This is a genomic window from Pseudarthrobacter sp. ATCC 49987, from assembly GCF_009928425.1.
In the GTDB taxonomy this organism is placed as follows: Bacteria; Actinomycetota; Actinomycetes; order Actinomycetales; family Micrococcaceae; genus Arthrobacter.
This window is the reverse complement of record NZ_JAABNS010000001.1, coordinates 1,660,623-1,679,927: the sequence shown is the minus strand read 5'-3', so window position 1 is coordinate 1,679,927 and position 19,305 is coordinate 1,660,623. Positions and strand designations below refer to the sequence as shown.

Annotated in this window: 19 protein-coding genes; 9 read left to right on the top strand and 10 right to left on the bottom strand. The window is 65.4% G+C overall.

Annotated features, from left to right (window positions below):
- Positions 1 to 23: 23 nt before the first annotated feature.
- Both GXK59_RS08000 and GXK59_RS07995 read right to left on the bottom strand, forming a co-directional pair.
- A complete protein-coding gene (locus tag GXK59_RS08000) occupies positions 24 to 1,277 on the bottom strand; it encodes an acyl-CoA dehydrogenase family protein (protein WP_160665812.1) in 1,254 nt (417 codons plus the stop codon).
- Positions 1,278 to 1,405: 128 nt separating this feature from the next.
- A complete protein-coding gene (locus tag GXK59_RS07995) occupies positions 1,406 to 2,116 on the bottom strand; it encodes a TetR/AcrR family transcriptional regulator (RefSeq protein WP_160665810.1) in 711 nt (236 codons plus the stop codon).
- A 254-nt stretch (positions 2,117 to 2,370) separates the two neighbouring features.
- Here GXK59_RS07995 and GXK59_RS07990 point away from each other — a divergent pair, with 254 nt between their 5' ends.
- Both GXK59_RS07990 and GXK59_RS07985 read left to right on the top strand, forming a co-directional pair.
- The gene (locus GXK59_RS07990) at positions 2,371 to 2,589 is read left to right on the top strand and encodes a three-helix bundle dimerization domain-containing protein (RefSeq protein ID WP_160665808.1); all 219 of its coding nucleotides are present in this window, start codon (positions 2,371 to 2,373) and stop codon (positions 2,587 to 2,589) included.
- An 8-nt stretch (positions 2,590 to 2,597) separates the two neighbouring features.
- The gene (locus tag GXK59_RS07985) at positions 2,598 to 3,752 is read left to right on the top strand and encodes a phytase (protein ID WP_160665806.1); all 1,155 of its coding nucleotides are present in this window, start codon (positions 2,598 to 2,600) and stop codon (positions 3,750 to 3,752) included.
- A gap of 43 nt (positions 3,753 to 3,795) precedes the next feature.
- Here GXK59_RS07985 and GXK59_RS07980 read toward each other — a convergent pair whose 3' ends face one another.
- Positions 3,796 to 5,976, bottom strand: coding sequence for an elongation factor G-like protein EF-G2 (locus GXK59_RS07980; protein ID WP_160665804.1), 2,181 nt, complete (start codon positions 5,974 to 5,976; stop codon positions 3,796 to 3,798).
- Positions 5,977 to 6,165: 189 nt separating this feature from the next.
- Between GXK59_RS07980 and GXK59_RS07975 the strand changes: the two genes are divergently transcribed.
- On the top strand, positions 6,166 to 6,606 hold the full coding sequence (locus tag GXK59_RS07975; protein WP_160665802.1) for a DUF3054 domain-containing protein: 441 nt from the start codon (positions 6,166 to 6,168) through the stop codon (positions 6,604 to 6,606).
- Positions 6,607 to 6,703: 97 nt separating this feature from the next.
- A complete protein-coding gene (locus tag GXK59_RS07970) occupies positions 6,704 to 6,985 on the top strand; it encodes an Lrp/AsnC family transcriptional regulator (RefSeq protein ID WP_160665800.1) in 282 nt (93 codons plus the stop codon).
- 50 nt (positions 6,986 to 7,035) lie between these two features.
- Here the strand turns inward: GXK59_RS07970 and trpD are convergent, their stop codons facing one another.
- Entirely contained in the window at positions 7,036 to 8,094 is a 1,059-nt protein-coding gene (gene trpD / locus GXK59_RS07965) for an anthranilate phosphoribosyltransferase (RefSeq protein ID WP_160665798.1), read from the bottom strand.
- Between the two features lie 112 nt (positions 8,095 to 8,206).
- Here trpD and ctaE point away from each other — a divergent pair, with 112 nt between their 5' ends.
- The 4 genes from ctaE to qcrB all read left to right on the top strand — a co-directional run bounded on the left by ctaE (position 8,207) and on the right by qcrB (position 12,582).
- A complete protein-coding gene (gene ctaE, locus GXK59_RS07960; protein WP_443094273.1) occupies positions 8,207 to 8,881 on the top strand; it encodes an aa3-type cytochrome oxidase subunit III in 675 nt (224 codons plus the stop codon).
- A gap of 86 nt (positions 8,882 to 8,967) precedes the next feature.
- Positions 8,968 to 9,753, top strand: a complete 786-nt coding sequence (gene qcrC / locus GXK59_RS07955; RefSeq protein ID WP_160665794.1) for a cytochrome bc1 complex diheme cytochrome c subunit — start codon at positions 8,968 to 8,970, stop codon at positions 9,751 to 9,753.
- A gap of 101 nt (positions 9,754 to 9,854) precedes the next feature.
- Positions 9,855 to 10,925 carry a cytochrome bc1 complex Rieske iron-sulfur subunit gene (gene qcrA / locus GXK59_RS07950; protein ID WP_160665792.1) on the top strand — a complete coding sequence of 357 codons (1,071 nt, stop codon included), beginning with the start codon at positions 9,855 to 9,857 and terminating at the stop codon, positions 10,923 to 10,925.
- Positions 10,903 to 12,582, top strand: coding sequence for a cytochrome bc1 complex cytochrome b subunit (gene qcrB / locus GXK59_RS07945; protein WP_160665790.1), 1,680 nt, complete (start codon positions 10,903 to 10,905; stop codon positions 12,580 to 12,582). The genes qcrA and qcrB overlap by 23 nt, the downstream gene beginning before the upstream one ends.
- A gap of 138 nt (positions 12,583 to 12,720) precedes the next feature.
- Here qcrB and GXK59_RS07940 read toward each other — a convergent pair whose 3' ends face one another.
- Positions 12,721 to 13,488, bottom strand: coding sequence for a GntR family transcriptional regulator (locus GXK59_RS07940; protein ID WP_202129191.1), 768 nt, complete (start codon positions 13,486 to 13,488; stop codon positions 12,721 to 12,723).
- Between the two features lie 183 nt (positions 13,489 to 13,671).
- Between GXK59_RS07940 and GXK59_RS07935 the strand changes: the two genes are divergently transcribed.
- Positions 13,672 to 13,965, top strand: coding sequence for an HPr family phosphocarrier protein (locus GXK59_RS07935; RefSeq protein WP_202129083.1), 294 nt, complete (start codon positions 13,672 to 13,674; stop codon positions 13,963 to 13,965).
- 105 nt (positions 13,966 to 14,070) lie between these two features.
- On the opposite strand, the gene GXK59_RS07930 is transcribed toward GXK59_RS07935, so the two are convergent.
- From GXK59_RS07930 to GXK59_RS07910, 5 genes are all read right to left on the bottom strand, one after another.
- Complete coding sequence (locus tag GXK59_RS07930; RefSeq protein WP_160665784.1) at positions 14,071 to 14,472, bottom strand: cytochrome c oxidase subunit 4; 402 nt, start codon at positions 14,470 to 14,472, stop codon at positions 14,071 to 14,073.
- The gene (gene ctaD, locus GXK59_RS07925; protein WP_160665782.1) at positions 14,469 to 16,193 is read right to left on the bottom strand and encodes an aa3-type cytochrome oxidase subunit I; all 1,725 of its coding nucleotides are present in this window, start codon (positions 16,191 to 16,193) and stop codon (positions 14,469 to 14,471) included. Before ctaD ends, GXK59_RS07930 begins: the two co-directional genes overlap by 4 nt.
- 10 nt (positions 16,194 to 16,203) lie before the next feature.
- The gene (gene ctaC / locus GXK59_RS07920; protein WP_160665780.1) at positions 16,204 to 17,076 is read right to left on the bottom strand and encodes an aa3-type cytochrome oxidase subunit II; all 873 of its coding nucleotides are present in this window, start codon (positions 17,074 to 17,076) and stop codon (positions 16,204 to 16,206) included.
- A gap of 199 nt (positions 17,077 to 17,275) precedes the next feature.
- Complete coding sequence (locus tag GXK59_RS07915; RefSeq protein ID WP_160665778.1) at positions 17,276 to 17,665, bottom strand: HesB/IscA family protein; 390 nt, start codon at positions 17,663 to 17,665, stop codon at positions 17,276 to 17,278.
- Positions 17,666 to 17,850: 185 nt separating this feature from the next.
- Positions 17,851 to 19,281, bottom strand: a complete 1,431-nt coding sequence (locus GXK59_RS07910; protein WP_160665776.1) for a dipeptidase — start codon at positions 19,279 to 19,281, stop codon at positions 17,851 to 17,853.
- Positions 19,282 to 19,305: the final 24 nt, after the last annotated feature.

The following is a 19,305-nucleotide window of genomic DNA, read 5'->3' as shown; positions in this document are numbered from 1 at the left end:
TCCTTTCGGGTTGGGGGCGTGGATCAGGCGAAGGCGGAGATGCCGGTGATCCCGCGCCCGATGATCAGCGCCTGCATCGTTTCGGTGCCTTCGTAGGTGTGGATGGCCTCGATGTCGGCGAGGTGCCGGGCGACGCGGTTTGCCAGCAGAATGCCGTTGCCTCCGAGGAGGTCCCGGGCATTGGAGGCAATACCGCGGGCAATGCGGGTGCAGGTGTATTTGGCCAGTGATGCCTGTTCGGGTGTGAGGGACCCAGCCTCATCGAGGCGGGTCATCTGAACCACCATCAGCTGCATGGTGGCCAATTCGCTAAGCATCCGGGCCAGTCGTTCCTGCACGATCTGCGAGGCGGCCAGCGGCCGGCCGAACTGCAGACGCTGCCTGGCGTACTGGACCGCGGTTTCGTAGCAGGCCGTGGCATGGCCGACGGCGGACCAGGCCACGCCCAGCCGGCTGGCCAGCAGCACCCTCGCGGTGTCTTTGAAGGTCCGCGCCCCGGGCAGGGCACTCTCCTGGGGGACAAAGACATTCTCCAGCCGGATGTGTGCCTGCCAGATGGCGCGGAGGGCCAGTTTGCCTTCGATTTTCGTTGCGGCGTAGCCGGGGGAGTCCTGCGGCACCAGATATCCGTGAACCTGGCTGTCCTCGCCCCTGGCCCACACGACGCAGACTCCGCCGACGGAGCCATTGCCGATCCATTTCTTCTCGCCGTTGAGGAGGAAACCGCCGTCCGTGCCGGTGGCCGTGGATTCCAGGGCCACCGCGTCCGAGCCGTGGGTGGGCTCCGTCAACGCGAACGCGGCGAATTCCTTGCCGGCGGCGATGGCCGGAAGCCAGCGTTCTTTCTGTTCGGCGGACCCGCACTCCGCTACGGACCGCAGGGCCAGGCCGCCCTGCACCGCGATCATGGTTGCCACCGAGCCGTCGCCGCGGCTGATCTCCATGTTCACCAGCCCGGCAGCCATCCTGCTCATCGCGGGGAAACCTTCCACGTCGACGCCGTCGCGCAGCAGGTCCAGCTCGCCCAGGCGCCTGAGAAGGTGCACCGGGTAGTCGGCGCGCTCCCAGTAGCTGTCTATGACGGGAAGGACCTCTTTCTGGACGAAGTTTCGGGCACGCTCCCAGTAGCCGCGGTCCTCGTCGGTGATGCCGGCGAACACGGACGCTGGGTCCGTGCCCAGAGCTTCGGTCAGGACGTAGTCGGGTTCCACGGTGCCGGCGGGAAAATGGTCCGAAGCCCGTGCGGTGAACCCGGATTCGGGTGACGTCGTCGTCATGTGTTGGTCCTTTGTTTCGGCAGCGGATGGCGCCGCCTTCGTGTTGTGGCTCACGCCACATCAACCAAGGATGTACTGAAACGCAGTTCCACGTCAAGAAACTGAGTGTCAACAACTGTGTGTCAGCGTCAGGGCAGGGCGTCGCGGACTGCCTGCATAACCGCTTCCTTGTCTGCTCCTGCCGCAAGTACGGTTACGACGACGGCGGGGGACGCCTGCGCCGAGGCGAAGGTGCCGACCAGCGCGGGCCGGAAGATCCCGGAGAGGGCGCGGAGTTCGTTCGCGAGCGCCGTGGATCGCTCCCGGTCCGCGCCCTCTGCTTCCTGGGCAGCCGGTGCCGAGCGGAGCCACTGCCGGAGAAAGGCGTTGTGGACGGCGACGACGGCCGCCGCGAAGGAAACAGCCTTGTATTCACGCAGCTCGCCCTCCGGAAGATTATCCAGGAGGTGCAGCAGGAACGCCCGCTCGTACCGGTGGGAGGTAACAAGCTCACGGTCCCGAAGAGCCGGCACGGCCTGCATCAGCTCGTACCGCGCGCGCGACGTCTCGCGGTTCCGCAGGTGATGGGTAAAAACCAGCAGGGCCGCGTCCTCGATGGCCGCGAGGGGTTCCTGCATCGTTTCCGCCAGGCGCTCCGTCACCAGCCCCAGGATCCGCTCGTGATCAGCGAAAACAACGTCCTCCTTCGACCCGAACTTTCGAAAGAACGTGCTGCGGCTCATGCCCGCGGCGTCCGCGAGTTCGTCGACGGACGTTGTGTCATAGCCCTGCTTCGCCAGCAGTCCGATAGCAGCAGCAACGGGCCTGTCGGCGTCGTGGCTTGTGGGGCGCGGGATCATGGGCCGCAATCTAACACAACTGCCGGTGGCACCTCCGAATCCCGACGTGGACTGCCGGACATCCGGCGGATCACGAAGCGTCGCGTTCTCCGGTCAGGAAGGTGATATTCAGCCCCTCCCGCAGCCACCAAGATAACGCCGATAATCAACATTATGTAAAGTAGAGGTAATTGGACTCCAGACGGGCCCACCAGGATGCACGTCGTGACTCAGGGTTGATTGACGCCCATGTCGGGCTGACTCACAATGGCTGGGTGAGCGATGAACATAAAGACCCGATCATCAGCAAGGTCGTCGACCGGCTCGCCGCCCGCTTTCCCGCAGCTCCGCGGCACCAGATAGAAAGCATTGTCGGAGAGGAATATGACTCCCTGGACACCGGCAGGATCAGAATCTACATCCCAACACTGATCGAAAACAGCGCCCGGACCAGACTTCAGCGCGAGGTTTCGCGGGAATCAGTCCAGGACTAGACCCGGGTATGGCCGGCCGCGCCCGATCCTTGCCAGCGTTGCTCGTGCTCGCGGCGTTGGGCGCCCCCATTCTTCTTGGTTGCGGACCCGGCACAGCCGCGCCCACTCCCCCGCCGGGCCGGAGTGCCGCCGCAAGCGGGACGGAAAATCCGACGCCGGGTCCCGCAGCACCGTCCCCCACCCCGGCGCTGGCTGATCCGAAGGCTGTGCCCGCGCTGGAGACCGAGGCATTTTCGGGGTCGGGCGATATTTCGGACGACTCGGCGATTTGGATCGATCCGGCAACACCAGCGAACAGTGTGGTGATTGCGGACAACAAATCGAAGTCCGGCGGTGGCATCGGCGTCTTCGACATGGGCGGAAGGCTCCTCCAGTTCCGGCCGGACGGGATGATCGGCAACGTGGACCTGAGGGCCGGCTTCCCGTCGTCGGGATCATCAATGGTCCTGGTCGGCGGAAACAACCGGTCTGACAACACGCTGGCGCTCTGGGCCCTGGACACCGCAACGAGGACCCTGTCCCCAGTCGAAGCCAGAAGCATCGGGACCGAGGCCCCCAACTACGGTTTTTGCATGTACCACAGCCGGGCCAGCGGAAAGTTTTATGCCTTTGTCACCCCCAACGGGCCGGGCTCGGTCCAGCAATTCGAGTTGGCGGACAACGGGGCGGGCAAGGTCGACGCCGCTCTTGTCAGGTCGCTGCCGGTCAGCAGCATTACCGAGAGCTGTGTCGCTGACGATCAGCTCGGACACCTGTACGTCGGCCAGGAGGACGTCGGCATCTGGAAGTACGGCGCGGAACCTGACGCAGGGTCGGATCGCAGTTCCGTGGATGCGGTGGGCTCAGGCCGGCTGGAAGCCGACATCGAGGGGATGAGCATCGCCTACGGTGCGGACGAAGCCGGCTACCTCTTCGTGTCCAGCCAGGGCAACTCCACGATCGCCGTCTATGACCGGTCCGGGAGCAACCCGTTCCTGAAGAGCTTTGAGGTGTCCGCCAACGGTTCAGTCGACGCCGTGACGGGCACGGACGGGCTGGACGTCACCACCGGGAATGCCGGACCGCAGTTCGAGCAGGGGCTGCTGGTGGTCCATGATGAATCCAACGCGGACGGCGCCACGTCCAACCTCAAGTACGTCCCCCTCAGCGCTGTTCTGCGCTGACACCCCTGCGCGGGGCCGGGACTCCGCCGTCCGGCACAGCACTTCAGTCCTTCGTGGCGGCACGGGCGGCGGCCGCGGGCACCGGTTCGTGGCGCAGGTATCTCCGGTCGAAGCGGCCGCTCCCCGCGGTCAGCGCCCGCAGCTCGATCGCGTACCGCAACAGCTCCTGGTCCGGCACTTCGGCCGCGACTTCCGTCAGGTCTCCCCCGGTCGACGTCGACCCGGTCAGTCGCGCACGGCGCGACGACAGGTCGCTCATCACCGCGCCCACGTGTTCGTCCGAAACGCTGACCGTCACGGCCGAAACGGGCTCCAGCAGCTGGATGCGCCCGGCCGCCGCAGCCTCCCGCAACGCCAGCGCCCCGGCTGCCTGGAAGGCCGCATCCGACGAGTCCACGCTGTGGGCCTTGCCGCCGAGCAGGGTCACCCGGATGTCCACCACCGGGAATCCGGCGGAGACCCCCTTCTGCATCTGTCCCCGCACTCCTTTTTCCACCGAGGCGATAAAGGGTCCCGGGATGACTCCGCCCACGGTCTTGTCCACGAATTCAAAGCCGCCGCCCCGTTCCAGCGGTTCAACCGCGATGTCACAGACGGCGTACTGGCCATGGCCCCCGGACTGCTTGACGTGCCGGCCGTGGCCCGCAGCCGGCCCGGCGAACGTCTCGCGCAGGGGGGTGACGACGTCGACAGTTTGCAGGTTGACACCCAGCTCCCGCAGCCTGCCCAGGACCACGTCCGCATGCGCCTCGCCCATGCACCAGAGGACCAGTTGGTGGGTCTCGGAGTTTCGTTCCACTCTGAGCGCCGGGTCCCCCGCCGCGACCTTTCCCAGGCTCCTGGCCAGGGCATCCTCATCACCATGGGAGGCCGCCTCGATGGCCACCGGCAGCAACGGTTCCGGCATCTCCCACGGCCGGATCAGCAGCGGCATCTCCTTGGCTGAAATCGTGTCGCCGGTCTCGGCGGGGCCGACTTTGGTCAGGGCACAGATGTCCCCGGCCACACTGTAGGGCACCGGCCGCAGGCTGGCACCCAGCGGCGAGTACAGGTGTGAGACCCGCTCATCGCTGTCGTGGTCTGCGTGGCCCCGCTCCTCGAGGCCGTGCCCGGCCACATGGACGGCCGTGTCCTCCCGGAGCGTTCCGGAGAAGATCCGGACCAGGCAGACGCGGCCCAGGAACGGGTCGGTCGTGGTCCGCACCACCTCGCCGAGCAGCGGCCCGGCAGGGTCGCAATCCGGTGGGGCGGCCGGGCTGCCGTCCAGGTGGGATACCGCCGGCCGCTCATGTTCGGTTGGATCAGGAAAGGCCCGTGTCACCACGTCCAGGAGTTCCGCCAGCCCGACGCCGGTTTCGGCGGAGGTTGCGAGCACCGGATGGAAGGACCCCCGGGCCATTGCTGTCACCAGGTCGCTGACCAGGATTTCCGCGGGGATTTCCTCGCCTCCGAGGTACCGGTCCATCAACGATTCGTCCTCGCTTTCAGCGATGATGCCTTCGATGAGCGCGCCCCGGGCGGCCTCCGAGCCGACACGTTCGACGTCGTCAGCGTTCCGGTACACCGGCGGCGCGTCGCCTGTCGTCCGTCCCGAAACGGTGCCCGCGAGCAAACCCAGCAGTCCGGTGATACCGCCTCCCTCGCTGACCGGAAGGTAGAGCGGCAAGACCGCCTCGCCGAAGGCCCGCTGGCATCTCGCAAGGGCCGCGTCGAAGTCCGCCCTGGGGTGGTCCAGCCGGCTGATCACCACGGCCCGCGGAACCCCGGCACGCTGGCACTCGCCCCACAGGGCCGTGGTGGAAGCATCGATGTCGTCAACCGCCGAGACGACGAACAGCGCCGTGTCTGCCGCCCGCAGCCCGGCGCGGAGTTCCCCGACGAAGTCCGGGTAGCCCGGCGTGTCGAGCAGGTTCACTTTGATGCCGCCCGCCACCAAGGGCACTACGGAGAGAGCGACGGATCGTTGCTGGTGGACTGCGGCGGGCTCAGAGTCACTCACGGTGGTGCCGTCGGTGATGGACCCCTTGCGCGGAATCGCGCCGGTTGCGGCAAGCAGCGCCTCGGCCAGCATGGTCTTGCCCGATCCCGAGCGGCCAACCAGCGCCACGTTCCGGATCTGCTCCGGCTTCTCCGGCGGCAGGGTGTCGGAGGCATCGGCCCGCCGGAGTTCGGACGTGCCCCGGGCGGCCGCCTTAGCCGGGACCCTGGCGTCTTTCGCAGGCATGGGAACCTCCTGGGTTGCATCGCCGGGAGCCGGCCGGGCCGCCAGCTGCCCTGCAGCGTGGGCTGTCTACCTGGATTTGACACCCTGGGGCGTCCCGACGGCAAGACGCAACGGCCAGCCCCGCTGCTGCAGCGCCGCGGCTGGAGCTGACCTGACGCCTGGCTCAGCTTCCGGCGTAGGCTTGGACGCATGCCTTCTGCAACGCCTCCACTCCCCCGCCCCGCCGGCACCCGCCCCACCCCCGGACCGGGGGCAAGCCGGTCCGTAGTGCTGGCCGCCTGCGCCGATGCCGCGCTGATCCTCATTTTCGCCGCCATCGGCCGCGACGCCCATCAGCGCGGGGACGTCATCAGCGGGGTGCTGTCCACTGCCTGGCCGTTCCTCGTCGGGGCGGCAGTGTCCTGGCTGGTCCTGCGGCTGTGGCGCTCGCCGCTGGCCCTCTGGCCCGCAGGCGTTGCAGTCTGGCTTGGTGCGGTCACGGTCGGCATGCTCCTGCGGGCCGTCACCGGACAAACCGTGGTGCTGCCGTTCGTCATTGTGGCCCTGCTCAGCCTGGGAATCCTGCTGCTCGGGTATCGGCTGGTGGCCGCCGGCGCCCGGCGGCTCAACACACGCCGCAGCAAGGCGTAATGGACTAGGCTTGCAGGGACACGGCCGAGGCCCACGGAGCACCATCCGGGCCTGAACTCGGCCGGCAACGGCGCAACAGATCCGGAAAGGTTCACACGTGGTCACCGCTTTCGTCCTGATTAAGACAGACGCTTCCCGTATCCCGGAGACCGCGGAAGAAATCTCCGCCATCCAGGGCATCAGCGAGGTCTACTCCGTGACCGGCGAATGGGATCTCATCGCGATCGCGCGTGTTCCGAAGCATGAGGACCTCGCCGACGCCATCGCGGACAAGCTGTCCAAGGTTCCCGGCGTTGTCCACACCACCACACAGATCGCATTCCGGGCCTACTCCCGGCACGACCTGGACGCGGCCTTCGCCCTCGGCTTCGAACAGTAGGCCCGGCGGCTGCGGGGCCGGGATCGCCGGCTGCCGGTACCGCAGGCGGTTCAGCTGCGCGAGAGCGCGACCCAACGGTCCAGCACGGCAGTGGCAGCACCTGACTCGATGGACTCTTCTGCGCGCTTCAACGCCGCGGCCATCCGCTCGCTGAACGGGCCGACGGCATCCAGGTCAAACGCCACGAGTCCGGCAGCGGCGTTCAGCAGCGCGGCATCGCGCGCGGAACCGTGGGCACCGGAGAGTACGGACCGCACAACGGCGGCATTGGCCGCGGCGTCCCCGCCGCGGAGCTCCTCGAGGGTTGCCTGCCGGATGCCCAGCTCGCGCGGGTCGAAGATCTCCTCGTTCACTGCCCCGTGCCGGATTTCCCACACCCTGGACGGGCCGGTGGTGGTGAGCTCGTCCAGTCCGTCGTTTCCGCGGAAGACGAGCCCCCGGCTGCCGCGCTTGGCCAGCACTCCTGCCACCAGCGGCGCCATCCGCTCGTTGGCGACGCCAACCGCCGAGGCCTGGACATGCGCAGGGTTAATCATCGGACCCAGGAAGTTGAAGGCCGTCGGCACTCCCAGTTCGCGGCGGGCGACGGCGGCATACCGCATGGAGGGGTGGAATACCTGGGCGAAGCAGAACGTGATGCCGGCCTCTTCGGCATTGAGGGCAACCCGGGGGATCGGCAGGTCGAGCCGGACCCCCAGGGCTTCAAGCACGTCGGCCGACCCGGAGGTCGAGGACGCTGCGCGGTTGCCGTGCTTAACCACCTTCGCACCGGCACCGGCCGCGATCAGGGCGGCCATGGTGGAAATATTCACCGTGTTCTGCTGGTCCCCGCCGGTTCCCACGATGTCCAGCTTCTGCCCTGCTATCTCAATGGGGCTCGCATTTGCGACCATCGCCTCGACCAGGCCAACAAGTTCGTCGACGGTTTCCCCCTTGGACCGCAGCGCCACGAGGAAACCGGCAACCTGAACCGGGCTCGCCTCCCCGGACATGATCGAGTTCATCGCCCACTCCGTGTTGCCGGTCGTGAGATCCGTCCCGTCGATGAGTGCCTTGATGAGCCGCGGCCACGTGTTGACTGCCGCCTGTGCAGATGCCTGAGAAGTCACGTTCTGATGCTATCGAGGTGCGCACCGCAAAGACCAATGTGAACCGCTCCGGGAACTTTTCCGCGCGAATTCGCGTCTTTGTAGAAAAAGTCCCCGCAAAACGCGGTTTGCGTTGGGCAGGAGGGAGTTTTATAGACATAATGTCTATGTGACATCTGCGACCCATGCCCCCAGTACCCCGGCGCACCCGACGCTGAATCGCCCGAACATGGTTTCTGTTGGAACCGTAGTCTGGCTGTCCAGTGAGTTGATGTTCTTCGCCGGTCTCTTTGCCATGTACTTCACACTCCGTTCGACTTCCGGACAGATGTGGGCCGAAGAGACAGCCAAGCTCAACTTCCCCTTTGCGCTCGTCAACACGATCGTCCTCGTGGCAAGTTCCTTTACTTGCCAGATGGGCGTCTTCGCCGCCGAGCGGCTTCAGCCGCGTCGAAGCGGCGGCCGCCTCAGCTTCACCCGCTGGGGTATGAACGAATGGTTCACCGTGACATTCATCATGGGTTCCGTCTTCGTGGCCGGCCAGGCGACTGAGTACGCCATGCTCGTTTCCGAGCATGTCTCGCTCTCCTCCAACGCTTACGGTTCGGCCTTCTACATCACCACGGGCTTCCACGGCCTGCACGTTATCGGCGGTCTGGTTGCGTTCCTCCTCATCATGGGCCGCTCCTTCGCAGCGAAGAAGTTCGGCCACTTCGAAGCAACCTCCGCGATCGTCACCTCGTACTACTGGCACTTCGTCGACGTCGTCTGGATCGGCCTCTTCCTGGTCATCTACGTCCTCAAGTAGCAAGACTTGACTCTTTTTCTACAAGAGGCAGAATTTCAAGAAGCGGCTCCCGGAGCCAACGCACGATCGAATAAAGGAACCACCACGTGAAGGCACTCTCGCAGAAGCGACGTCACCCACTGGCAGCAATTGCACTGCTGCTGATGGGCCTCCTGGTCACTGGTGGGCTGTACGCCGTTGCCACCACCGTCAACCAGGCCAAGGCCACCACCAGCTTCAGCGCAAATGACGCAGAGGAAGGCGGCAAGCTCTTTGCCGCCAACTGCGCCACCTGCCACGGCATGGGGTCCAGCGGGTCCAAAGACGGACCGTCCCTGGTAGGCGTCGGCGCTGCCGCCGTTGACTTCCAGGTTGGCACCGGCCGCATGCCCATGCAGATGAACGGCCCGCAGGCCTACAAGAAGCCCGCCCAGTTCAACGAGGAGCAGACCCACCAGCTGTCCGCTTACGTTGCCTCGCTCGGCCCGGGCCCGTCCATTCCCGAGGCAGGTGTCCTCGATGAAAAGGGCGACGCCGCCAACGGTGGCGAGCTGTTCCGCACCAACTGCGCCATGTGCCACAACGCTGCTGCCGCCGGCGGCGCGCTGACCCGGGGCAAGTTCGCCCCGGCCCTCGCCGACGTCTCCGGCAAGCACATCTACGAAGCAATGGTCACCGGCCCGCAGAACATGCCGGTCTTCAGCGACGCCAATGTCGGACCCGAAGGCAAGCGTGACATCATCACCTTCCTGAAGCAGATCGAAGCCAACGGTTCACCCGGTGGCGCGGATCTGGGTTCTTTGGGCCCGGTGTCCGAAGGCCTGTTTGTCTGGATCGCCGGCCTCGGCGTCATCATCGCCTTCACCATCTGGCTTACGTCCCGGACGTCCTAGCCCACCTGTTGCACCTGTAAGAGTTTTCTGCTGACCTGTCAGCAGTTTGAATTGAAAGCTAACTCGGCACTCGCCGAGACGAGAGAGGGATGAGGCGAATTATGGGCAACCATAGTGACGGCAGTCCGAACCACTCGGGCACCGTAGCTACGGCTGGTCAGAATGAGGTGGAGAAGTTCCAGGATCCTGGAATTCCCCCGCATCGTTTGCGCCTGGCCGACACGGACCCGAAGGCCGCAAAACGAGCAGAACGGCAGGTAGCCCTTCTTTTCGGGATCTCGGTCGTTGGCACCCTGATCTTCCTGGTGGCCTACTTTGCCATCGATCTGGGCCATGACACCGCGATCGCGACGATCCGGCTGCAGAACGCGCTGCTCGGCATCGGTACCGCCTTTGCAATGCTCGGCATCGGCACCGGCATCGTGCACTGGGCGAAGGCCCTCATGCCGGACCATGAAGTCTCGGAAGAGCGTCATGCCATCCGCACCGAGGAAGACCGCCTTGCCGCTGTCCGGATCGTCGACGATATTGTCGAGGAAACAGGCATCAAGCGCCGGCCGCTGATCCGCAACACCCTTCTGGGCGCCGTGGCGCTGGCTCCCCTGCCGGCCCTCGCCGTCTTCGGTGACCTGGGTCCGCGTCCTGACAACGCACTGGCCCACACCATGTGGGCACCCCAGGACGGAAAGCTTAAGCGGCTCACCCGCGACCCCGATGGCACCCCCATCAAGGCCTCGGACGTCACCATCGGCTCGGCTTTCCACGTCATCCCGGAAGGGCTTAACGAACTGCACGAAGGCAAGCTGAACGAAAAGGCCAAGGCCGTCGTTCTGCTCATGCGCCTGAACCCCGAGTCCCTCAACCCTTCCGCTGGCCGTGAGGACTGGGGCTACAACGGGATCGTTGCATATTCGAAGATCTGCACCCACGTTGGTTGCCCTGTTGCCCTGTACGAGCAGCAGACCCATCACCTGCTGTGCCCGTGCCACCAGTCAACCTTTGACCTGACCCAGGAATGCAAGGTTATCTTTGGCCCGGCCAGCCGTCCTCTCCCCCAGCTGCCAATCGCAGTAGATGCCGAGGGCTACCTGGTCGCCACCAGCGACTTCCATGAACCTGTTGGACCTAGCTATTGGGAGCGTGATGAGCATGAGCGCAACATCAACGCCTAATGCCCCCGCCTTCGTCGCCAAGACCAAGGGCGGCCGTATCACCAACTTCGTTGACGAGCGCGTCGGCGGTTCCGGGATCCTCCGTGAATTCGGCCGCAAGGTCTTTCCGGACCACTGGTCGTTCATGTTTGGTGAAGTGGCGCTGTACTCCTTCGTCATCCTGCTGCTCTCGGGCACCTTCCTGACATTCTTCTTTGATCCGTCCATGGCAGAGACTCGCTACGCCGGTTCGTACACGCCGCTGAAGAACGTCGAGATGTCCGTGGCGTACAGCTCCTCCCTGAACATCTCCTTCGATGTCCGTGGCGGCCTGTTCATGCGCCAGGTCCACCACTGGTCCGCGCTGCTGTTTGTGGCCTCGGTGTCTGTGCACATGCTGCGCGTGTTCTTCACCGGCGCCTTCCGCAAGCCCCGCGAAATGAACTGGGTGGTGGGCGGCGTGCTGCTCATCCTCTCGATGGCTGCCGGCTTCACCGGCTACTCACTCCCCGATGACCTGCTTTCCGGCAACGGCCTGCGCATTATCGACGGCGTGATCAAGTCCATCCCGGTCATCGGAACGTACATTTCGTTCTTCCTCTTCGGCGGAGAGTTCCCCGGCACGGCCATCATCGGCCGCCTGTACATGCTGCACATTCTGCTGGTTCCGGCGCTTATCCTCCTGATGATCGTGATGCACCTCTTTATGGTGGTGGTGCACAAGCACACCCAGTATCCCGGCCCGGGACGCAACGACGGCAACGTCGTCGGCTACCCCCTTGGCCCGGTCTACGCAGCCAAGGCCGGCGGCTTCTTCTTCATCGTGTTCGGTGTCGTCGCACTCATGGCCGGCTTCTTCACCATCAACCCGATCTGGAACTACGGCCCCTACGATCCCTCCCCCGTGTCGGCGGGCACCCAGCCTGACTGGTACATCGGCTTCGTGGACGGCGCCCTGCGCCTGATGCCGGGCATCATCGGCGACTGGAAGGTCGAGCAGATCTGGTTCGGCCACGTCTTCACCTTCAACGTCCTGCTCCCGGCCCTGGTGCCTGCAGGCATCCTCTTCACCGTGATGTTCACCTACCCGTGGATCGAGCGCTGGATCACCAAGGACAACCGCGAGCACCACGTCCTGGACCGTCCGCGGAACGCACCGACGCGTACCGCCATCGGCATGGCCGGCTTTGTCTGGTACTGCGTCATGTGGGCAGCTGCCGGCTCGGACCTCATCGCCACGCACTTCCACGTGTCGCTGAACGATGTGACCTACTGGCTGCGTGCACTGTTCTTCGTCGGCCCGGTCATTGCCTTCATCGTCACGAAGCGCATCGCCCTGGCACTGCAGCGCAAGGACCGCGAAATTGCCCTGCACGGCCGTGAAACCGGCCGCATTGTGCGCCTGCCGCACGGCGAGTTCATCGAGGTCCACGCGCCGCTGGATGAGTACAAGCGCTACAAGCTGGTCGGCTTCGAGTCGCCGTCGCCCCTTCCTGCGGAGCCGAACGCCCATGGCGTCGTCGACAAGAAGGAAAAGCGCCGCGCGAAACTCTCCCAGTGGTTCTTCGAGGACCGGGTCGCCCCGGCTACGCCCGCTGAGCTTGCGGCGGCCCACGGCCACCACGGTGTCCACGAGGCTCTCGAGTCCGGTGATACCCAGAAGACGCTCAGCCACTAAGCGTCTGCAGTGAACACCAGAAAGGCCCGGTCCATCAGGACCGGGCCTTTCTGCATCCCCAGGTACCACACACCAACGCGGGGTCAGCCAGCGCCCATCCCGGGCCCCGGATGGGCCGTAGCTGACCCCGCGTTGGTGTTAGGGGCGGTAGCCCGTGGCGTAGTTGCGCGTCGGGCGGACGCCGGGGCGCTGCAGCGGCACCCAGAGCTTGTAGCGGTCGGCCCGGTAATAGGACACCGAGTAGTCCACCATGGCCCGCGCCACAAAGGCGTGGCGCTGGATCTTCAGCAGCGGCGACCCCACCTCGACATTGAGCAGGCGGGCCGTCGACGGCGACGCCGCGGTCGCCTCAATCATGTCCTCGCCCCATTCCATCACCAGTCCGTAGCGTTCACTCAGGACGTTGTAGAGCGAGGTGGGCGGTTCGCCGTCGAGCAGGCCGGGCACCCGGTGGGCCGGGATGAAGTTCTCGTCCACGCTCATGGGTTCGTTGTCCGCCAGGAGCAGGCGGCGGAACCGCACCAGCGGCGTCCCCTCCTCCAGCTGGAGTTCCCGGGCCAGGAATGCGCTGGCACCGATCTGCTCGAAGCTGAGGACCTTCGCGGCCGGGACCATGCCGCGGCGCTGCATTTCCTCGCTGTACGAGGTCAGCTTGACCTGCAGGTCCAGTTTGGGTTTCCGGACGAAGGTGCCCAGGCCCACCACACGCTCGATGACTTCCTCGCCGACGAGGGCATCGATGGCTTGGCGGACGGTCATCCGGGCCAGGCCGAATCGTTCAGCGAGATCCCGCTCCGAGGGCAGGGCCGAACCCGGCGGGCAGGCACTCACAATGTGGGCTCGGAGGATTTCCCTCAACTGGACATAGATGGGCGTACCGTTGTGCCGGTCAATCTCGCCGGCCATGCGGGCCGCGTCAGAGGGCGCCACTGCGCTGCCTTCCGGAATGAGTCATACCTCAAGGTTAAGCCACGCCGGGTTCAGGTCTAGACCAGCGCGGCGTCTTGGTTCGCCCGGGAAGCCGGCCGCGGCTAGGCTTAAATGCGCCGGTCTCCCCCGGCACCTTCGATTCGAGACCAGGGAGTCCCGTTGCCAGTTCGGACCGCCATCGTCCAGGCCACCATCGGACTGCATGCCAGGCCTGCGGCGCATTTTGTCCGCGCTGTCCATGAAACCGGCCTACCCGTTACCATCAGCCGGGACGGCAGGCCGGGTGTGGATGCCCGCTCCCTGCTGGAGGTCATAACCGAGGACTTCCCCTTCGGCTGCGAGGTGGAGTTCGCCGTTGCCCCTGATGCAATCCCGGACCGTTGCAGCCCTGGCGACGTCGAGGACGCCCTGGACAGCCTCCGCGTGCTGCTGGAGTCCGCCCGCTCCCGCTGAGCGGCGCAGGCTGCCTCAGGGGGCCCTCCTGCAGCACCAACGACGGCGGGCCCCACCATTGGTGGGGCCCGCCGTCGTTATTGACTCGTTGTGTCTGCCGGGACGTTAGTGCGCGTGGTCGCCGCGGCTGTATTCGTAGACCCAGCCGACCAAAGCGACGACCGCGAGGCCGGCCCCGATGTAGACGATCCAGAACCCGATGGCCAGGCCGAGGAATCCGGTGGCGCAGGCGATGCCGAGGACCAGCGGCCACCAGCTCCAGGGGCTGAAGTGGCCCTGTTCACCGGCGCCCTCGTGGATCTCCGCATCGTTGCGGTCCTCGGGGCGCATCCCGACGCGCTTGCCGGTGAAGGCGAGGTAGGCGCCGATCATGCCGGCGAGGCCGCCGAGCAGCAGGACACCGAGGATGCCGACCCACTCGGACCAGCCGGTCAGGAATCCGTAGATGACGGAGACTGGGATGAAGAAGAAGACGCCGAATCCAAAAATCCTTGATTCGATTTTCACTGGGCTTGATCCTTCTGGTCGGCGTTACCGAGCGCTGCTGCTGCCGGGGCAGGAGAATCGACGGTGTATGACTGGGAGAGCTCGGGGTGGTGCAGGTCCAGGGCAGGACGCTCCGACCGGATCCGCGGCAGCGAGGTGAAGTTGTGGCGCGGCGGCGGGCAGGAGGTGGCCCATTCGAGGGAGGCGCCGAAGCCCCACGGGTCATCCACTTCGACCCGCTCGTTGCTGCGCCAGGTGATGTAGACGTTCCAGAAGAACGGGATCAGCGAGGCACCCAGCAGGAACGAGGAGTACGTGGAGAACTGGTTCATCCAGGTGAAGTTGTCCTGCGGCATGTAATCCGCGTAGCGGCGCGGCATACCCTCAACGCCCAGCCAGTGCTGGATGAGGAAGGTGCCGTGGAAGCCGAGGAACAGCATCCAGAAGTGGATCTTGCCCAGCCGCTCGTTGAGCATCTTGCCGGTCCACTTCGGCCACCAGAAGTAGAAGCCTGCGAACATCGCGAACACGACGGTTCCGAAGACCACGTAGTGGAAGTGCGCAACGACGAAGTAGGAGTCCGAGACGTGGAAGTCCAGCGGCGGTGAGGCCAGGATGACACCGGTCAGGCCGCCGAAGAGGAACGTCGCCAGGAAGCCGATGCTCCACAGCATGGGGGTTTCAAAGGTGATGGAACCCCGCCACATCGTGCCGATCCAGTTGAAGAACTTCACCCCGGTCGGGACGGCGATCAGCATCGTCATGAAAGAGAAGAACGGCAGCAGGACCGAACCGGTGACGTACATGTGGTGGGCCCACACGGTCACGGACAGCGCGGCAATGGAGATCGTGGCGTAAACCAGGCCCTTGTAGCCGAAGATCGGCTTGCGGCTGAAGACCGGGAAGATCTCCGAGACAATACCGAAGAACGGCAGGGCGATGATGTAGACCTCCGGGTGTCCGAAGAACCAGAACAGGTGCTGCCAGAGGACGGCGCCGCCGTTCTCCGGGTCGAAGATGTGGGCACCGAAGCGGCGGTCCGCGCCGAGGGCGAAGAGGGCGGCGGCCAGCGGCGGGAACGCCATCAGGACCAGGATTGCCGTCACCAGGGTGTTCCAGGTGAAGATCGGCATCCGCCACATGGTCATGCCCGGGGCGCGCATGCAGATGATCGTGGTGATGAAGTTGACCGCACCGAGGATGGTGCCGAAGCCGGAGAGCGCCAGGCCGAAGACCCAGAGGTCACCACCCACGCCCGGGCTGAACGTCGTGTTGGACAGCGGTGCGTACGCGAACCAGCCAAAGGAAGCCGCACCCTGCGGGGTGATGAAGCCGGAGACGGCGATCGTGGAGCCGAAGAGGAAGAACCAGAAGGCCAGTGCGTTCAGCCGCGGGAAGGCAACGTCGGGAGCGCCGATCTGCAGCGGCATGATCACGTTGGCGAAGCCGGCGAACAGCGGCGTCGCGAACATCAGCAGCATGACGGTGCCGTGCATGGTGAAGAGCTGGTTGTACTGCTCTTTGGTCTGCAGGATCTGCATGCCGGGCTCGAACAGTTCGGCGCGGATCAGCAGCGCCATGACTCCGCCGAAGCAGAAGAACACGAAGGACGCGATCAGGTACATGTACCCGATGGTCTTGTGGTCGGTGGAGGTGATCCAGTTGACGACGATGCGTCCCTTGGACTTCGGTACTACGGGAGCCTCAAGGATCCCGGTGGGCTGGGAATAGGTAGTTGCCACGTCGCTCCCCTTACTTGGTTTCGGCCGGGGCCGGGTTGCGGTCGTACTCTTCGCCGAGGAGTCCCGTGTTGCCGTCCTGGCGCAGCTGCTCCAGGTGCGCCAGGAACTCGGCGTCGGAAACGACCTTCACGCGGAACAGCATTTCGGAGTGGTACTCGCCACAGAGTTCGGCGCACTTGCCGTCGTAGGTTCCCTCTTTGGTGGGGGTGAACCTGATGTAGTTGGTTTTTCCGGGGATCATGTCGCGCTTCTGGAGGAAGGCGGGGACCCAGAAGGAGTGGATGACGTCGCGGGCGTTGAGCTCCACGTCAACCGACTTGTTGACCGGAAGGTACAGGGTGGGCAGCTTTTCCTTGTCCACGGCCTCGCCGGTGAGGTGGGCCTGGACTCCGGCTTCGTGGACATCCTCGCGGATGACGTCGCCCTTTTTGTAGTTGAAGTCCCATGCCCACTGCTTGCCGCGGACGTCAACGACGACGTCGGCGGGCACAGCGCGGTTGTCGATCGCCTGCTGGTCACGGTCGGTGAAGTAGAAGAACACCAGGACCATGAACAGCGGGATCGTCAGGTAGAAGACCTCGAGGGGCAGGTTGAAGCTGTTCTGCCGGGGGAACCCGACGGTGCCTTTGCGGCGCCGGTAAGCGACGAGGCACCAGATCATGAGGCCCCAGGTAATGACACCCACGACCAGAGCGGCAATCCATGAGTTGACCCAGAGGTCCATGATGCGGTCAGTGTGGTTGGTGGTGCCACGCTCAGTGGGCAGCCACCCTTTCTGTACCTCTGGTGAACATCCAGTCAAAGCCAACGCGCCGGCGAGTGCCAAGCCAGTGATCGTAGTGATCTGTTTGCGTCGGCTGCCGGTTCGGTTCTGCGAACTCACAGACGGCCCTTCCTACTTGTTGCTGTTGCCCGGGCCGCAAAATGGCGGTCAAGGCACACGAAAAGTTTTACTACTCGGTGTAGAGCTTACCGCTCCCCGCGAGGTTTCGCCCACATGTCCGCGCCGTGCGTCGGGACCTTCTTGACGGGCCCGCTCGTTATGGATTCTGCGGCACTAAGGCCGGGCAGATTGCCCGGCCTTAGTGGAAGGAATCACCGCACGCGCAGGAGCCGCCGGCGTTGGGGTTGTCGATCGTAAAGCCCTGCTTGGAGATGGTGTCCTCGAAGTCGATGCTGGCACCGCTGAGGTACGGGACGGACATTTTGTCGACAACAACTTCAACGCCGTCGTAGTCGCGGACGGCGTCGCCGTCGAGGAGCCGCTCGTCGAAGTACAGCTGGTAGATCAGGCCAGAGCAACCACCGGGCTGCACGGCCACGCGGAGGCGCAGATCGGTGCGGCCTTCCTGCTCGAGCAGGCTGCGGACCTTGCCGGCGGCGACGTCGGTCAGCTTGACCTCGTGCGTGGCCAGTTCCCCGCCCCCCGCGGCGGTGGTGTCGGCGCTGTTTTCATTGGTTGTAGTGCTCATGGCCTACCTTCTTATCGACAGTGGTGGCGGCGCCGCTCCCGCGGCGCCCGCCCCTACTTGGACGGTACGGGCTATAGCTACATGCTACGTCGATCAGCCCTGTAGCTCTAACTCCTGACGTAACCGTCCCGGCAGGCTGGATGTTCCCTGGGGACCCGGCGCTACGGAGGACAAGGACCCTCCGCTCAGGCCAGTCCTTCGTCATTCAACCGGGCCAGCATCAGTGCCTCCGCAACGATGGCGTTCCGGAAGTCGGCAAGGTGCAGGGATTCGTTCGCGCTGTGCGCCCGGGAATCGGGATCCTCGACGCCGGTGACCAGGATCTGCACGTCCGGGTACAGCTCGGTCAGGTCGGCGATGAAGGGAATCGAGCCGCCGATGCCGGTCTCCACGGCCGGCACGCCCCATGCCTCGCCGAGCGCCCACATCGCGACGCTGGCAGCCTTGGAAGAGGTGTCCGTGAGGAAGGCGTTGCCGCTCTCCCCCGGCGTGAAGACCACGTGGGCGCCGAACGGCGCGTTGGCCTCCACATGCCTGCGGACGGCGTCCATCGCCTCGGCCGGGTCCTGTCCGGGCGCGAGCCGCAGGCTGAACTTGGCCCGGGCGCGGGGCAGGAGGGTGTTGGAGGCGACGTCCACGGCGGGGGCGTCGAAGCCAATGATCGACAGCGCCGGTTTGGTCCACATCCGGGAGGCGATGGTGCCGGTGCCGGCGAGCCGGACGCCGTCGAGCACCGAGGCATCGGCCCGGTACTCCGCTTCGGAGAGGTCGACGGCGACGTCGTCCCGGCTGGCGAGGCCGGCAATCGCGACGTTGCCGTCGTCGTCGTGCAGTGTGGCGATGAGCCGGGACAGCAGGGTCGGCGCGTCCAGCACCGGGCCGCCGAACATGCCGGAATGGACGGCGTGGTCAAGGACCTTGACCTCAATGGTGCCGTCAACCAGGCCGCGGAGGCTTGTGGTGAGCGCGGGGATGCCGACCTTCCAGTTGCTCGAGTCGGCCACGACGATCACGTCTGCGCGCAGCAGCTCCTGGTGGGTTTCCAGGAAGGTCCGGAACGTCGGGGACCCGGCCTCTTCCTCGCCCTCGAAGAAGAAGGTCACGCCAAGGCCAAGATCGTCGCCCAGCACGCGGGTCACAGCGGAGTAGGCGGCGATGTGCGCCAGGATGCCGGCCTTGTCGTCGGCCGCGCCGCGTCCGTAGAGACGCCCGTCGCGCTCGACGGCGGTGAAGGGCTCCGTTTCCCACAGCGCCAGGTCGCCGGTGGGCTGGACATCGTGGTGCGCGTACAGGAGGATCGTCGGTTTGCCCGCGGCGGCGGGCCGGCGCGCGACCACGGCGGGGCCGCCGGGCGTCCCGTCTTCCTTGTCGCAGCGCAGAATCCGGACCTCGTCGAAGCCGCTGGCACGTACCAGTGCGGCGACGGCGTCGGCGCTGGCGTCCAACGGGGCGGGGTCGAAACTGGGCCAGGCGATGCCCGGAATGGCGACGAGCTCGGTCAACTGGGCGATCGTGGTGTCGAACGAGTCGGTGACGGCCTGGCGGAGGGCCTCAGTATCGACGTTTCCGACACGGCCGTGAGCGGTTTGCGGGTTCCCCGCGGGTGATGAAGTCATGGCCAGAACACTACCCGTGCCGCT